General features: G+C 68.0%; 12 protein-coding genes. 3 read left to right on the top strand and 9 right to left on the bottom strand.

Annotated elements, in window-relative coordinates:
• Window positions 1-162: 162 nt before the first annotated feature.
• Complete coding sequence (locus BP68_RS01825; RefSeq protein ID WP_496369052.1) at window positions 163-2043, bottom strand: ABC transporter ATP-binding protein; 1881 nt, start codon at window positions 2041-2043, stop codon at window positions 163-165.
• Between the two features lie 245 nt (window positions 2044-2288).
• On the opposite strand from BP68_RS01825, the gene BP68_RS01830 reads away from it, so the two are divergent.
• The gene (locus tag BP68_RS01830) at window positions 2289-5459 is read left to right on the top strand and encodes a bifunctional diguanylate cyclase/phosphodiesterase (RefSeq protein WP_496368493.1); all 3171 of its coding nucleotides are present in this window, start codon (window positions 2289-2291) and stop codon (window positions 5457-5459) included.
• Between the two features lie 38 nt (window positions 5460-5497).
• Window positions 5498-5827 carry a YnfA family protein gene (locus BP68_RS01835; protein WP_496368495.1) on the top strand — a complete coding sequence of 110 codons (330 nt, stop codon included), beginning with the start codon at window positions 5498-5500 and terminating at the stop codon, window positions 5825-5827.
• 94 nt (window positions 5828-5921) lie between these two features.
• Here BP68_RS01835 and bioB read toward each other — a convergent pair whose 3' ends face one another.
• Together bioB and BP68_RS01845 are read right to left on the bottom strand one after the other, a co-directional pair.
• Window positions 5922-7001 carry a biotin synthase BioB gene (gene bioB / locus BP68_RS01840; RefSeq protein ID WP_496368497.1) on the bottom strand — a complete coding sequence of 360 codons (1080 nt, stop codon included), beginning with the start codon at window positions 6999-7001 and terminating at the stop codon, window positions 5922-5924.
• 304 nt (window positions 7002-7305) lie between these two features.
• On the bottom strand, window positions 7306-7923 hold the full coding sequence (locus BP68_RS01845; protein ID WP_496368499.1) for a LysE family transporter: 618 nt from the start codon (window positions 7921-7923) through the stop codon (window positions 7306-7308).
• A gap of 66 nt (window positions 7924-7989) precedes the next feature.
• On the opposite strand from BP68_RS01845, the gene BP68_RS01850 reads away from it, so the two are divergent.
• A complete protein-coding gene (locus tag BP68_RS01850; protein WP_496368501.1) occupies window positions 7990-8913 on the top strand; it encodes a LysR family transcriptional regulator in 924 nt (307 codons plus the stop codon).
• Window positions 8914-9024: 111 nt separating this feature from the next.
• Here BP68_RS01850 and BP68_RS01855 read toward each other — a convergent pair whose 3' ends face one another.
• The 6 genes from BP68_RS01855 to BP68_RS01880 all read right to left on the bottom strand — a co-directional run bounded on the left by BP68_RS01855 (window position 9025) and on the right by BP68_RS01880 (window position 15649).
• Window positions 9025-9495: a VOC family protein gene (locus BP68_RS01855; RefSeq protein ID WP_496368503.1), complete on the bottom strand. Its 471-nt coding sequence runs from the start codon at window positions 9493-9495 to the stop codon at window positions 9025-9027.
• Window positions 9496-9633: 138 nt separating this feature from the next.
• Window positions 9634-10398 carry an enoyl-CoA hydratase gene (locus tag BP68_RS01860; protein WP_496368505.1) on the bottom strand — a complete coding sequence of 255 codons (765 nt, stop codon included), beginning with the start codon at window positions 10396-10398 and terminating at the stop codon, window positions 9634-9636.
• Window positions 10395-11576 carry a CaiB/BaiF CoA transferase family protein gene (locus tag BP68_RS01865; protein ID WP_496368507.1) on the bottom strand — a complete coding sequence of 394 codons (1182 nt, stop codon included), beginning with the start codon at window positions 11574-11576 and terminating at the stop codon, window positions 10395-10397. The genes BP68_RS01860 and BP68_RS01865 overlap by 4 nt, the downstream gene beginning before the upstream one ends.
• Before the next feature lie 8 nt (window positions 11577-11584).
• Window positions 11585-12562: a Bug family tripartite tricarboxylate transporter substrate binding protein gene (locus tag BP68_RS01870; protein WP_496368509.1), complete on the bottom strand. Its 978-nt coding sequence runs from the start codon at window positions 12560-12562 to the stop codon at window positions 11585-11587.
• Window positions 12563-12678: 116 nt separating this feature from the next.
• The gene (locus BP68_RS01875) at window positions 12679-13566 is read right to left on the bottom strand and encodes a LysR family transcriptional regulator (protein WP_496368511.1); all 888 of its coding nucleotides are present in this window, start codon (window positions 13564-13566) and stop codon (window positions 12679-12681) included.
• 34 nt (window positions 13567-13600) lie between these two features.
• Window positions 13601-15649, bottom strand: coding sequence for an acetyl-CoA carboxylase biotin carboxylase subunit (locus BP68_RS01880; RefSeq protein WP_496368513.1), 2049 nt, complete (start codon window positions 15647-15649; stop codon window positions 13601-13603).
• Window positions 15650-15665: the final 16 nt, after the last annotated feature.

The following is a 15665-nucleotide window of genomic DNA, read 5'->3' on the forward strand; positions in this document are numbered from 1 at the left end:
GCAGGAATCATACCGTGGCGGTCCAGGTATCCCGTGGCCCGGCGGGGCACTGGCGCACGGGGCGCAAGGGGTGCCTGGCAAGGCCCCGCCCCAGGCGTACCGTCGACTCAAAAAGAATAGCTTTAGGCGCAGTGCCAGTGCGCCCTCAAGCCATATTTGACTTCAAACCATCGGCTCTTTCTCCTGTGCGGGCGCGGGCGCTTCCCCATCGTCCTGCTCCTCGCCCAGGAAGCCACCGCTCTGATGGCCCCACAGCCGTGCGTACACGCCGCCCAGCGCCAGCAGTTGCTGGTGCGTGCCCTGTTCGACGATATGGCCCTGATCCATGACGATCAGGCGGTCCATGGCGGCAATGGTCGAGAGGCGGTGGGCGATGGCGATCACGGTCTTGCCGTGCATCAGGCCGTCCAGGCTCTGCTGGATGGCGGCCTCGACCTCGGAGTCCAGCGCGCTCGTGGCCTCGTCCAGCAGCAGGATGGGGGCGTCCTTGAGCATCACGCGCGTGATGGCCACGCGCTGGCGCTGTCCGCCCGACAGCTTGACGCCGCGCTCGCCCACATGGGCGTCGTAGCCGCTGCGGCCCTTGAGGTCGGTGAGCTGCTCGATGAAGTCCGCCGCCTCGGCCTTGCGCGCGGCTGCGCGCATCTGCTCCTCGGTGGCGTCGGGGCGGCCGTAGAGGATGTTGTCGCGCATGGAGCGGTGCAGCAGGGAGGTGTCCTGCGTGACCATGCCGATGCTGCTGCGCAGGCTGTCCTGCGTCACGCCGCGGATGTCCTGGCCGTCGATGGCGATGCGTCCGCCCTGCACGTCGTGGAAGCGCAGCAGCAGGTTCACCAGCGTGGACTTGCCCGCACCCGAGCGGCCGATGAGGCCGATGCGCTCCCCGGGGCGGATGGTGAGGTTCAGTCCATCGACGACCTGCCTGCCACCCTCCTTGTAGGCGAAGCTCACGTCCTCGAAGGCGATCTCGCCGCGCGCGACCTGCAGCGGCCGGGCATCGGGCGCATCCACGATGGTGCGCGGGCGGGTCAGCGTGGTGATGCCGTCCTGAATGGTGCCCACGTTCTCGAACAGGCCCGTCATCTGCCACATCACCCAGTGCGAATAGCCCATCAGGCGCAGCGCCATGGCAGTCACTGCCGCCACCACGCCGGCGCTGGCCTGGCCCTGCGACCACAAGTACAGCGCCGTGCCCGTGCTGCCCAGCAGCAGCAGCGTGATCATCAGGTGGTTGGCGATCTCGAACTGGCTCACCAGCCGCATCTGCGCGTAGCCCGTGGCCTTGAAGGCCTCCATGGCGCTGCGGGCGTATTCGGCCTCGCGGCGCGTGTGGGCGAAGAGCTTGACGGTGGCGATGTTGGTATAGGCATCGGTCACCCGGCCGGTCATCATCGAGCGCGCGTCGGCCTGTTCCTTGCCGATCTGGCCCAGGCGCGGCACGAAGTAGAAACACGCCCCCACGTAGGCCGCCAGCCACAGCGCAAAGGGAATCATCAGCCGCCACTCGAAGCTGGCCGCCAGCACCAGGATGCCGATCATGTAGACGCTCACACCCACCAGCACATCCACGACCAGGAACACCACCTCGCGTACCGACAGGGCGGTCTGCATGATCTTGGTGGTGATGCGGCCCGCGAACTCGTCGGCGTAGAACGACATGCTCTGGCCCAGCATCAGCCGGTGGAACACCCAGCGCAGCCGCATCGGGAAGTTGATGGCCAGCACCTGGTGCATGACCGAGGTGTGCAGCGCCAGCAGGCCGCCGCTGGCCAGCAGCACCGCCACGATGCCCAGCATGGTGGCACGCTGCTCCTGCCAGAAACGCTCGGGCGAAGCGGTGCCCAGCCAGTCCACCACATGGCCCATGATGGCGAACAGCAGTGCCTCGTACAGCGCCAGCAGTGCCGACGTCACGGTGAGCAGCGCGATCCAGCCGCGCATGCCCTGCGTGCAGGCCCAGAGGAAGGCGAAGAAACCCTTGGGCGGCGGCATGGGTTCGGCCGGCGGATAGGGCGGAACCTGGTTTTCAAACAGACGGAACAGCACGGGCAATGGACTCCTTGTCCCGGAATGGTACGGCCCCCTTGCGCAAGAACCGGCGCGGCGCCAGGGAAATGCGGGCGCGGTTCGCCTCCTCCCCTGTGGTCCCAACGCTGCAGTGCAGACAGCGGCCGTGCGGCTTTTGGGGCGGCAAGGGCCGCGAGGCCGGAAGCACGGGCAAATGCCGCTATGCTTTGCGGCGCGCATGCGGCCCCAGACCGCCGCCCTCCTCCTTCACTCCCCCAGCCATGTCCCATTCCTCCACACCACGCCCTTCGTCCTGGCTCTGGCTGCCGGGCCTGGTGATGGCGCTGGTGGGCTGCGTGGCCAGCTACGCGCTGTGGGACCAGTTGCGCGCCTCTACGCTCGCCATTGCCCAGGCGCGCTTCGACCAGGAGGCGCGCCTGTTTGCCGAGGCGCTGCAGCGGCGCATGGAGTCCCACGCGGACCTGCTCCAGGGCATGCGCGGTCTGCTCACGGTCAATCCGCAACTGCGGCGCGCCGACTTCGAGCGCGTGGCCAGCGAGCTGGCGCTCTCCTACAACCACCCCGGCGTGAAGAACATCAACTTCACCCGCTATGTGCCCGGCCCCCAACGCAGCGCCTTCGAGGCGCGCGCCCGCAGCGATGCCCACATGGACGGGCGCCTGCCCCAGGATTTCGCCATTCGCCCGGCGCAGGAGCTGCCGGACTATTTCGTCGTCGACTTTGTCTGGCCCCAGGCGGGCAACATGGGCGTGCAGGGGTTGGACATCCACTCGCAGCCGGCCAACCTGGAGGCCATGTACCGCGCGCGGGACACCGGCGCCCTGGTGGCCTCGGCGCCTTTCGACCTGTACCAGGAGCGCGAGCACCGCGCCGGCATCATCATCCGCGTGCCGGTGTTCGCCCCCTCCGTGCCAGGCCGGCTGGAAGCGCCGCGCTTTCTGGGCGCGGTGGGCGTGAGCCTGCGGGTGCACGACGTCGTGCAGGCGCTGCGCGACGAAGGCCACATGGAAGGCCTGTCGCTGACCATGTCCGACTCGGGTCCGGCCGGAGCCAATGCGCCGGTGCCCGCCTACCCGCTCCTCACCGCCACGCAAGCCCCTGCCTATGCCGACATGGTGCGCCTGCAGGATGTGCATGTGGGCGGCCGGAACTGGCGTCTGGAGCTTCGGCCGACGACTAGCTTTCTGTCGTCCCAGGAGGCGCGCCTGCCCTGGCTGCTGGGCTCTGCGGTCCTGCTGGTGACAGCGCTGCTCACGGCGCTGGTCTGCCTGCTGGTGCTGCGCCGCGCCCAGGCGCTGGACCATGTGAAAGAGGCGGGAACGGCGCTGCGCGAGAGCGAGGAGCGCTTTCGCACCGTCTTCACCCAGGCCGCCGTGGGCATGGCCCAGACCGAGTCGCGCACGGGCAGACTGGTGCGCGCCAACCAGAAACTCTGCGATCTGCTGGGCTATACCGAGGAGGAACTGCAGCAGATGCGCTTTCAGGACTTCAGCGAGCCGGAGGACCTGGTGCAGGACCTGTCCATGCTGGACCGCATGCTGGCCGGCGAACTGAGCGAATACCGCCTGGAAAAGCGCTGCCGGCGCAAGAACGGCAGCATCGGCTGGGTGGACCTCATGGTCTCGCCCCTGCGCCTGGCCGGCAAGCCCGAGTACCACATCGCAGTGATACAGGACATCAGCGAGCGCAAGCAGATGGAGGAAGCGCTGCGCCACAGCGAGCAACGCCTGCGCAACATCCTCAACCACATGCCCGTGGGGGTGAACCAGGTGCAAGGCGGGGTGATCGTGTTCCGCAACGAGCGCCATGTCCAGATCTGCGGCTATGACGCGCAGGAGGCGCCGGATGTGGACACCTGGTGGCGCCTGGTGATGCCCGACGCGCAGCAGCGCCTGCAGGCGCGCGCGGCCTGGCACGCCGCCTGCGAAGAGGCCGAGAACGAGGCGGCCGAGAATGGCGCGGACGGCGTGATCCGCTCGGTGGAATGCGTGATCACCTCCAAGGCCGGCCTGCACCGCACCATCGAACTGTCGGGCATGGTGCTGGACGGCAGCCACATCGTGACCATGGTGGACCAGAGCCAGCGCAAGGCGGCCGAGGAGGAGATCCGCTACCTGGCCTACAACGACCCGCTCACCGGTCTGCCCAACCGGCGCCTGCTGCTGGACCGCCTGCAGCAGGCCCTGGCGGTGAGCGCACGGCACCAGCGCTGCGGCGCGGTGCTGATGCTGGACCTGGACAACTTCAAGAACATCAACGAGACACAGGGCCACGACATGGGCGATCGCCTGCTGTGCGAGGTGGCCGACCGTTTGCGCGGCTGCGTGCACGAGGACGACACCCTGGCGCGCCACGGCGGCGACGAGTTCGTGGTGGTGCTCAAGGACCTGGGCGCCAACCCGCAGGAGGCCGCGACCCATGCGGAGGAAGTGGGCCAGAAGATCCTGGCCGCGCTGCGCGAGCCGTTCCAGCTCGGCGGCGGCGAGGCGCGCCACACCACGCTGAGCATAGGCATCTCCGTCTTCCAGGGCCTGCGCGAGTCGGTGGACGAGCTGCTCAAGCGCAGCGACCTGGCCATGTACGAGGCCAAGGCCGCCGGGCGCGACACCCTGCGCTTTTTCGACCCGCAGATGCAGGCCGTGGTGTCCGCGCGCGTGGCGCTGGAGGCCGACATGCGCGCAGGGCTGGATGCCGGGCAGTTCGAGCTGTTCTACCAGCCCAAGGTGGTGCACGGCCGCATCACCGGCGCCGAGGCGCTGGTGCGCTGGCGCCATCCCGAACGGGGCTTCATTCCCCCTTCGCAGTTCATCCCCCTGGCGGAGGAATGCGGCCTGATCCTGCGCCTGGGCGAGTGGGTGCTGCGCACGGCCTGCGAGCGGCTGGCCACCTGGAATGCGCACCCGGTGCTGGGCCAGCTGTCGGTGGCGGTGAACGTGAGCCCGCGCCAGTTCCACGAGGCCGGCTTCGTGCCCCAGGTGCTGGCGGCGCTGGCCGGCACGGGGGCCGAGGCGCGCCAGCTGCGGCTGGAGCTGACCGAGGGCATGCTGCTCGAGGACGTGGAGGACACCATCGCCAAGATGGTGCAGCTGCGCGGCTACGGCGTGGGCTTCTCGCTGGACGACTTCGGCACGGGCTATTCGTCGCTGGCCTACCTCAAGCGCCTGCCGCTGCAGGAGCTGAAGATCGACCAGAGCTTCGTGCGCGACGTGCTCACCGACCCCAACGACGCCGTGATCGCCCGCACCATCGTCGCGCTGGGCACCAGCCTGGGCCTGCAGGTCACGGCCGAGGGCGTGGAAACCGAGGCGCAGCGCGCCTTCCTGGAGCGCAACGGCTGCCGCGCCTGGCAGGGCTATCTGCTGAGCCCGCCGCTGCAGGTCGACGCCTTCGAGGCCCTGGTGCTGCAGCACACCGCCACGCCCGCGGCCTGAGCCGCGGGCGCCGCTTCGCCACCGTTTTGCCCCCCTCCATGGCCGCCTTGCAGACCATCGCCCTGTTCTTTGCCACGGCCCTGGCCGAAATCATCGGCTGCTACCTGCCCTGGCTGTGGCTGCGCCAGGGGCGCAGCGCCTGGCTGCTGGTGCCGGCCGCCGTCAGCCTGGCGCTGTTTGCCTGGCTGCTCACGCTGCATCCGGCGGCGGCGGGACGGGTGTACGCGGCCTACGGCGGCGTCTATGTGGCCGTGGCGCTGGCCTGGCTGTGGCTGGTGGACGGCATACGCCCCGGCCCCTGGGACTGGCTGGGCGTGGCCGTGACGCTGTGCGGCATGGCCATCATCGCGTTCGCGCCACGCGGCTGACGCCCGCTGCCAAGCGCGCCGGTCACGAATTTGAATAAAAACAGCCTGCAGCGCCCGTCCACAAAGCGCTACAAGCTATTGAATAAATAGCAAATCAAGCGCAACAGGTGTCTTCCGGCGCTTGTTCCTGCGTGCGCCGGCCGTTCAGCCCCAGCTTGGCGAGCAACTGCGTGTCGGCCTCCACGTCCGGATTGCCCGTCACCAGCAGCTTGTCGCCATAGAAGATGGAGTTGGCGCCGGCCATGAAGCACAGCGCCTGCACCGCGTCGCCCAGCTGCTGCCGCCCGGCCGACAGGCGCACGCGCGCCTTGGGCATGGTGATGCGCGCCACGGCGATCACGCGCACGAAGTCCAGCGGGTCCACGGGCGCGCTGTCGGCCAGCGGCGTGCCGGGCACGCGCACCAGGCTGTTGATGGGCACGGATTCCGGGTACGGGCCCAGGTTGGCCAGCTGCGCGATCAGCCCGGCGCGGTGCACCGGCGCCTCGCCCATGCCCACGATGCCGCCGCAGCACACGCTGATGCCCGCGTCGCGCACGTTGCGCAGGGTGTCCAGCCGGTCCTGGTACTGGCGCGTGCTCACCACGTCGCTGTAGTACTCGGGCGCGGTGTCCAGGTTGTGGTTGTAGTAGTCCAGTCCGGCACCCCTGAGCGCCTGGGCCTGGTGGGCCTGCAGCATGCCCAGCGTGGCGCAGGTCTGCAGGCCCAGGCCCTTCACGGCGCCGATGAGTTCGCCCATCTTCTCGATGTCGCGGTCCTTGGGCGCGCGCCAGGCGGCGCCCATGCAAAAGCGCGTGGCGCCGGCGTCCTTGGCGGCCTGGGCGGCGCGGGTGACCTCCTGCACGCTCATGAGCTTTTCGGCCTTCACGCCGGTGTCGAACTCGGCCGACTGCGGACAGTAGCCGCAGTTTTCCGGGCAGCCGCCGGTCTTCACGGACAGCAGCGTCGCCAGTTCGATGTCGCCCTCGGGCCAATGGGCGCGGTGCACGCCCTGGGCCTGCCACAGCAGCTCCATGAAGGGCAGGTCGAGCAGCGCCTGCACGGCCTGCACGCTCCAGCCCTCCCCTTCGGGCCGGGTCGTGGGCGCGGCGCCGCGCGGGTGAAAGTGCAGCGGCTGGCCCGCGCTGGCGTCCAGGGTGCAGGCGGCGGGTGGCAGTGTCGTGGCGAGGGTCATGGGGGGCTCCAGGGCATGCGCGGCACCGGGCGTGCCGCAGGGACGGCGCGATTGTGCGGGCACCCTTGCCTAGCGTGAAGCCGTCAGGGTGCAAAAAAGCCCATGAAAAAAGATGGCATTAAAAGCCATCTACTTCATCTATTTTTAGCCACAAATAGATTCAAATTGGACGCTTTTGCAGGCCAAGAGGCGCAGGCGGAGAAGCGCAGCGCCATCCATACCCCATCAGGCCGGTAAAACCACGCAACTGCCGCCAAATACGGCCGCCTCTTCCCGAAGTTGCGGCATACGCGCTCGCCAGCGCTCAGCGTGATCCGCGCGCCACCGCCAGCAAGATCCCGAATCCGACCAGCAGCCCGCCGAAGGCGCGGTCGATCCAGTGGCGCACGGCCAGCAACCGCTCGCGCACGGCCTGCGCCGAGAAGCACAGCGCCACCAGGCCGAACCAGACGATGTGCGCCACCGCGATGAAGGCGCCGTAGCCGATCTGCACCGCCAGCGGCGTATCGGGCCGCACCACCTGCATGAACAGGCTGACGATGAACACCGTGGTCTTCGGGTTCAGCGCATTGGTCAGAAAGCCGGTCCGCAGCGCCGCCGCATCCGACAGCGGCGCCTCGGCGGCCTGTGCCGGCGCGCCGCCAGGCTGGGCGCGCAGCATCTTGACGCCCAGGTAGACCAGATAGCCGGCACCGGCCAGCTTGATGGCGTTGAACAGCCAGAGCGACTGCTGGATCAGCAGACCCACGCCGATGAGGGTGTAGGTGACATGGATCAGCACACCCAGGCCGATGCCCAGGGCCGTCAGCACGCCGGCGCGGCGCGACAGCATGAGGCTGTTGCGCGTCACCATTGCAAAGTCGGGCCCAGGGCTGATGACAGCAAGCAGGGTGATTGTGATGACAGCTATCAATTCGGTCATGGCGTATCCTGTCGAGAAGCAACGAATTGGCCAAATGCTATAGAGAACCCGGAGCGGCGAATAACGATGATTTCTAACAAGAATGGTGATCTGAACTCGCCATTGACCGACGCCCGCCTGCCTTCGCTGCTGGCGCTGCGCTGCTTCGAGGCGGCGGCCCGCCTGGAAAATTTCAGCCGGGCGGCGGACGAGCTGCATTTGACCCACGGCGCGGTCAGCCGCGCCGTGCGCCTGCTCGAAGACGAGCTGGGCGTGGCGCTGTTCGAGCGGCGCAGCCGGCGCGTCTTCCTGACCGATGGCGGCCGCACGCTGGCGCGGGCCGTGGGCCAGGGCCTGGATCTGATGCGCCAAGCCGTCGGCGAGCTGCGCGCCAGCGCCCGCCAGCAGCGGCGCTGGGTGCTGTCGTGCGAGCCGACCTTGCTGATGCGCTGGCTGATCCCGCGCTGGCCGGGCTTTCAGGCGCGGCACCCGGGCATCGACGTGCATCTGCTCGCCGGCGGCGGGCCGTTCTCCTTCGCCAGCGGCATCGACCTGGCCATCCGCCGCGACGACTTCCCCTGGCCCGAGAGCTACCACGCCGAGCCGCTGTTTGCGGAAGCCGTGGGCCCGGTCTGCCGCCCGGACAAGGTGGCGGGCTGGTTCCCTGCGCAGGGCGGCGCCCCGGCGCTGCAGGCCGGCGCGCCCTGCCTGCACACGCGCACGCGGCCGGGCGCGTGGCGGGAATGGGCCGCGGCCGCGGGCCTGCCCGCACCCGATGCGCCGGGGCAGACCTTCGAGCATTTCTATTTCAGCCTGCAGGCGGCCGTCGCCGGCATGGGCGTGGCGATAGGCCCGTGGCATCTGGTGCGCGACGACCTGGACAGCGGCCTGCTGGCCGCGCCGCAGGGCTTCACCCCGGATGGCTCGCGCTACTGCCTCTTGTCACCGCGGCCCCTGCAGGCGGGCAGCCCGCAGGCGGACCTGCTGGCATGGCTGCGCGCGGCGGCATAGCGCTGCCGCACCGGTGCCCAGCGCCTTCCGCAGCCGGGGCCCGCCTGAACGAAAAAAGCCCCTGGCCTTGCGACCAGGGGCTTGGGATGGCGGTGTGTGCGGGCCCGGCCGTCAGCCCAGGGCCGCGATCACGTCGGCTGGCGCCTGCACCAGCTCGATCAGCACGCCCTCGCCCGCGATGGGGAACTCGTCATTGCTCTTGGGGTGCAAAAAGGTGATGTCATAGCCCGCAGCGCCCTTGCGGATGCCGCCCGGCGCGAAGCGCACGCCCTTGGCGGTGAGCCACTCCACGGCCGTGGGCAGGTCGTCGATCCACAGGCCGATGTGGTTCAGCGGCGTGGTGTGCACGGCGGGCTTCTTGTCGATGTCCAGCGGCTGCATGATGTCCACTTCCACCTTGAACGCACCCTTGCCCATGGCGAGGATGTCCTCGTCCACGTTCTCGCGCTCGCTCTGGAAGGTACCGGTCTGCGAGAGGCCCAGCATGTCCACCCACAGGGTCTTCATGCGCTGCTTGTCGGTGCCGCCGATGGCAACCTGCTGGATGCCCAGCACGCGGAAGGGACGTCGCTCGATATTCATGAATGCTCCTTAATTGATAGCTTGTTGCGCTTTGCAGTCATGCGCTGTAGGCCAATTTGGCTTGTATTTTGCCATGGGTGCCTGCGCGGGCCTGACATTGTCGGGCCCGTACGCCATCCATACGGAGCCAGGAACGGCTCATCCCTTGATAAAGGCCGCCACTCCGGCGCGGAATGCGGCGCTACCGTACACGGTGTCCACCAGATCATCGTCGGCCAGGCTGTGCTCGACCACGATGCGGCGCATGCTCTCCTTGACGGCGGCCTGTGTGGTGCCTGACAGCGTCATCAGCCGCAGCAGGAGCGCGTGGGCTTCGTTTTGCAGTTGTTCGGCAGGCACGGTGGCATGCACGAAGCCGCAGGCCAGCGCCTCGTCTGCCGAGAGGTAGTCGGCCAGCAGCAGCACGCGCTTGACGCGCGGCACGCCCAGCGCCGCCACCAGCCGCGCGATGTTGCGCGACGACAAGGTGTTGGACAGCGTCTTGGCGATCGGCGCGCCGAAGCGCGAACCCGCGCTGCACAACCGAAAGTCGCAGGCCGTGGCCAGCGCCAGGCCGCCGCCCACGCACCAGCCATCGACCACGGCGACGGTCGGCACGGGGAGGCGTTCCACCGCGTCGATCACGCGCTCCACGAAGGCCTCGTAGGCGATGCCGTCGCTGCCGCCCCGGAAGTCCTTGAAGTGCGCGATGTCCGTGCCCGAGACAAAGGACTTGCCGCCCGCGCCGCGCAGCAGCACGCCGCGCACCGCCGGGTTGGCGCGGCAGGCGGCGATGTGCGCGAGCAGCGCCTCGTACATGGGCGCGGTCATGGCGTTGTGGCGCTCGGGCCGGTCGATCACGATCTCGGCCATGCCCGAGGCATGCACGGCACACGCCACAGGGTTTTGCACGGAGGCGTTCATGCGGAGGCCTTCGCGCGGACCTCGTCCATGATTTCCTCGGTGTGCTCGCCCAGCAGCGGCGGGTGGCGGCGCACCCGCTGGGGCGTGCCCAGCATCTTGACCGGGAAGCCGATGTTCTTGACCTTGCCCTCGATGGGGTGGTCGATCTCCATGCACATGCGGCGGTGCGTGCCGTGTTCGCCCTCGAACGCCTCGGGATACGACAGGATGGGGCCGGCCGGGATGCCCGCGGCCAGCATGCTGTCCACCCATTCGGCGCTGTCCTGCTTGGCGAACTCGGACTCGATGGCTTCGATCAGCGCCTCGCGGTTCTTCAGGCGCAACGCCACGGTGGCGAAGTCGGGGTGTTCCTGCAGGTCCGGGCGTTCGATCAGCGCGCACAGCTTGGCCCAGAGCTTCTGGTTGGTGGCGCCCATGACGAAGTAGCCATCGCGCGCCTTCACCGCCTGGTAGGGGGCGCTCATCTTGTTGCTGGTGCCCAGCGGCGTGGGCGGCTTGCCCGTGCCCCAGTACTCGGACATGTCCCAGATCGAGAATGCCATGGCCGAGTCGAACAGCGAGGCATCGATGTGCTGGCCCTGCCCCGTCTTCTGCGCGCCGATGTAGGCCGCCAGCAGGCCATAGGTGGCGAACAGCGCGCAGCCGATGTCGGCAACGGGCACGCCGGCCTTGACGGGTTTTTCGCCCGGGTAACCGGTCACGCTCATCACGCCGGACATGGCCTGGGCCATGAGGTCGAAGCCCGGCCGGCTGGCCCAGGGACCGCTCTGGCCGAAGCCGGAGATGCTCACATAGACGATCTTCGGGTTGATCTTCTGGATGGTCTCGTAGTCGATCTTCAGCCGCTGCACCACGCCGGGGCGGTAGTTCTCGACGATCACATCGGCCGTCTGGGCCAGTTCGTAGAAGAACGCGCGGCCCTCGTCGCTCTTCAGGTCCAGCGCCAGCGAACGCTTGTTGCGGTTCATGTTCAGGAAGCCCATGCTGTCCGGGCCCTTCATCTTGAAGCCCATGGCGCCACGCGTCTGGTCGCCGGTGCCGGGCGGCTCCACCTTGATCACGTCGGCGCCCAGGTCGGCCAACAGCATGCAGGCGAAGGGGCCCGCCATGACCTGGCTCACATCAAGCACGCGGATGCCTTGCAAAGGCAGGGGGCGGGAGGCATTTTGCTCGGTCATGTCGTGTCTCAGCTTTCCTCGGTGATCTTGGCGGCGCGCACCACGTCGCCCCATTTCTTGTATTCGCTGGCCATGAAAGCGGCGAACTTGTCGACCGAGCCGCCGCCGTCCTCCACGCCGTAGCCGTCGAAGCGGCTCACCACGTCGGGCAGGGCCAGCACCTTGTTGATGTCGGCATTGATGCGCAGGGCCAGTTCCTTGGACATGTCCTTGGGGCCCACCACGCCGTACCAGCTCGACGCGTCGAAGCCCTTGAAGCCCTGCTCGTGCATGGTGGGCATGGACGGAAAGCCCTTGGCGCGGGTCAGACGCGTCTGCACGATGCCCTTCATCTTTCCGGCCTTCACCTGCGCCGTGGCCGCGGTCATGGTGTCGAAGCTGAAGTCGATCTGCCCGCCGATCAGGTCGGTCTGCATGGGCCCCGACCCCTTGTACGGCACATGGATGCTCTTGACCCCGCTCGCCATGTTGAACATTTCGGCCGCCAGGTGCTGCACCGAACCGGTGCCCGACGAGCCGAAGCTGATCTTGCCGGGATTCTTCTTGCACGCTTCCACCACCTCCTGGATGCTGGCATAGCTGTTCTGGCTGCTCGTCACCAGGATGTGCGGCGTGGCGCCGATCAGGGCGATGGGCGCGTAGTCCTTGAGCGGATCGTAGGTGATGCTCTTGAAGATCTGCGGCGAAATGGCGTGCGTGTTGACATGCGCCATGAGCAGGTTGATGCCGTCCGTGAATTTGGTCTTGGCGAAGTAGTCTGCCGCCAGCGAGCCCGTGGCGCCGGGCTTGTTTTCCACGATCACGGAACGGCCCCACATCTCGGACAGCTTCTGCCCCACGATGCGGGCGAACACATCGGTGCCGCCGCCGGGCGCCCAGCCCACAAGAATCTTGACCTGCCCCTTGGGTAGATCCGCGGCCGACGCATGGGCCCAGGGGGCAGCTAGCGCCGAGGCACTGGCGGCAAGGAAGGAACGGCGTTGCATGGTGTCTGTCTCCTGATGCGTAGTTGTTGCCGACGACTGTCCCCGTTAAACGGTTCTGCGGCAAGAACGTATCAGGCATGTCTGATTTCGCCATTGGCGAAACCAGAACAAGGGCATCAAGCCTGGTGCAGCAGCTCGGCCACCACGTTGCGCAGCGTCTGCTCCTGCGCCTGCCCCTCGACGAAGGAGAGCACGTAGCGGCGCTCGTGCCAATCGCCCTCCAGCGCCACGGCACCCAGGGCCGCCTCGGGGTGGAAGCTCTCGAAGATGGCCGGCGGCATCAGACCCACGCCCAGGCCCTGGCGCACCAGGGCAAGCATGGTGTCGAACCCGCTGACGGTGTAGTTGGCGCTGAACACGCGCCCGCGGCTCTGGTAGGCCCGCTGCACGGCCGCCAGGATGGCCGACCCCTGGCCCAGCGTCACCAGCGGGCAGCCCAGCACTGCGTCGAGCGCCAGCGCGGACGGGCCGAACTGGAAATGCGCACGGCTGTAGACCAGCACCAGGCGGTCGCGCCGGTAGTCGGCCTGCTGCAGATCGATGAAGCCGCTGGTCTTCTCGAAGATGCCGATGTCGATCACCTTGTCGCGCAGCAGCTGCTGCACGATCTTGCTGTTCTCCTCCTGCACCTGGAGGGTGATCTCGGGGTATTTGGCCTGCAGGGCGGCGAGGTCGCGCGCCAGGAACTCGATGATGGCCGCCTTGGGCGCGCCGATGAGGATGCGCCCATCCCGGCCGTGCCCCAGCGCCAGCGCGTCGCCCTCCAGGCGCTGCAGCAGGTTGTCCACCTGCCGGATGTGGCCCAGCAGCCGCAGGCCCGGCTCGGTGATGCGCACGCCGTGCGGCTGGCGTTTGAAAAGCCGGGTGCCCAGCTGCTGCTCCAGGTCGGTCAGCCGCTTGGAGGCCGCGGCCACGGCCAGCTGCATCCGGTCCGCCGCGCGGGAGATGCTGCCCTCTTCCGCCACGGCCAGCACCAGCCGCACGGTGATGGTGTCCATCTTCATCACCGTGCGCGCTCCTCGCGAGATGGCAGGTGCTTCAGGCGAATTCGAGGATCACCTGGTCCACGGCCAGCGACTCGCCCTTGCCCGCCACGATCTTGCCGACCACGCCATCCTGCGCGGCGAAGAGGATGTTCTCCATCTTCATGGCCTCGATCACGGCCAGCTTTTCACCGGCCTGCACCTTCTGGCCCGGCTGCACGGCCACGTCCACCAGCAGGCCCGGCATGGGCGACAGCAGGAACTTGGACAGGTCCGGCGGCGCCTTGAAGGGCATCAGCTTGTGCAGGCGGGCGCCCAGGGGCGACAGCACCAGCGCCTCAATCTGCGTGCCGTTGTGGCTGATGCGCAGCGCCAGCGGGTTCTTGGCCGTTCCGCGCTCGACCTGGGCCGTGAAGCCCTTGCCGTTGCACTGGCCCTGCACGCGGATGTCGCCCAGGCCCGCCGTGCTGTTGATGCGGTAGGTCTTGCCGTCGATGGTCAGCACGCTGGAGCCGCTGTCCTGGTCGTATTCGTCCACCGCCACGTCGTGGTGGACGTTGTTACCTTCCGCGCCCAGCACCACCACGGTGAACTTGGCGCTGACTTGCACCTCATGGCCCGAGACCTGGCCGCTGATGCCCGACGCGCGGGCGCGGTAGCGGCGGTTCATATACGCGGCCAGGGCCACGAGGAACTGCGGCTCGTCGTGGGGCACGTCCTCGGCGGCAAAGCCCTTGGCGTAGTGCTCGGCAATGAAGCCGGTGTTGAACTGGCCGGTCACGAACTTGGGGTGCGCCAGCAGCGCGGCCTGGAACGGGATGTTGCTGCTGATGCCGCGAATCACGAAGCCGTTGAGCGCGGCGCGCATCTTCTCGATGGCATCGCCCCGGTCCTTGCCGTGCACGATGAGCTTGGCGATCATCGAGTCGTAGTACATCGGGATCTCGCCGCCCTCGAACACGCCGGTGTCCACGCGCACGCCGTACTTGCGGGCGGTATCCGCCTGGAACATCGTTTCCTCGGGCGCCTGAAAGCGCACCAGCCGGCCCGTGGAGGGCAGGAAGTTGCGGAACGGGTCCTCGGCGTTGATGCGGCACTCGATGGCCCAGCCGTCGCGCTTCACATCGGCCTGCGCAAGCGGCAGCTTCTCGCCGGCGGCCACGCGGATCATCAGCTCCACCAGGTCCAGGCCGGTGATGCACTCGGTCACCGGGTGCTCCACCTGCAGGCGGGTGTTCATTTCGAGGAAGTAGAAGTCCTGGTCCTTGCCGACCACGAACTCCACCGTGCCGGCGCTCTGGTACTTCACGGCCTTGGCCAGGGCCACGGCCTGCTCGCCCATGGCCTTGCGCGTGGCGTCGCTGATGAAGGGGCTCGGCGCCTCTTCGATCACCTTCTGGTGGCGACGCTGGATGGAGCACTCGCGCTCGTTCAGGTAGATCACGTTGCCGTGGGCGTCGCCCAGGATCTGGATCTCGATGTGGCGCGGCTCCTGCACGAACTTCTCGATGAAGATTCGGTCGTCGCCGAAGCTGTTGCGGGCCTCGTTCTGGCAGGCGGTGAAGCCTTCCAGCGCTTCCTTGTCGTTGTAGGCCACGCGCAGGCCCTTGCCGCCGCCGCCGGCCGAGGCCTTGATCATCACGGGGTAGCCGATGCCCTTGGCGATTTCCACGGCCTGCTCGGCCGATGGAATCGGGTCGTTGTAGCCGGGGATGGTGTTGACCTGGGCCTCGTTGGCCAGCTTCTTCGAGGCGATCTTGTCGCCCATGGCTGCGATCGAATGCGCCTTGGGGCCGATGAAGGCGATGCCCTCGTCCTCGCAGCGCTTGGCGAAGGCCTCGTTCTCGCTCAGGAAGCCGTAGCCCGGGTGGATGGCCTGCGCGCCGGTCTGCTTGGCGGCCGCGATGATCTTGTCGGCCAGCAGGTATGACTCACGGCTGGGCGCGGCGCCGATGTGCACGGCCTCGTCGGCCAGCTTGACGTGGCGCGCGTCCTTGTCGGCATCGGAAAAGACGGCCACGGTGGCGATGCCCATCTTGCGGGCGGTGGCGATGACGCGGCAGGCGATTTCGCCGCGGTTGGCGATCAGAATCTTCGTAAACATGTTCGTGTGCTCCCGG

The organism is Diaphorobacter oryzae DSM 22780, from assembly GCF_059568935.1.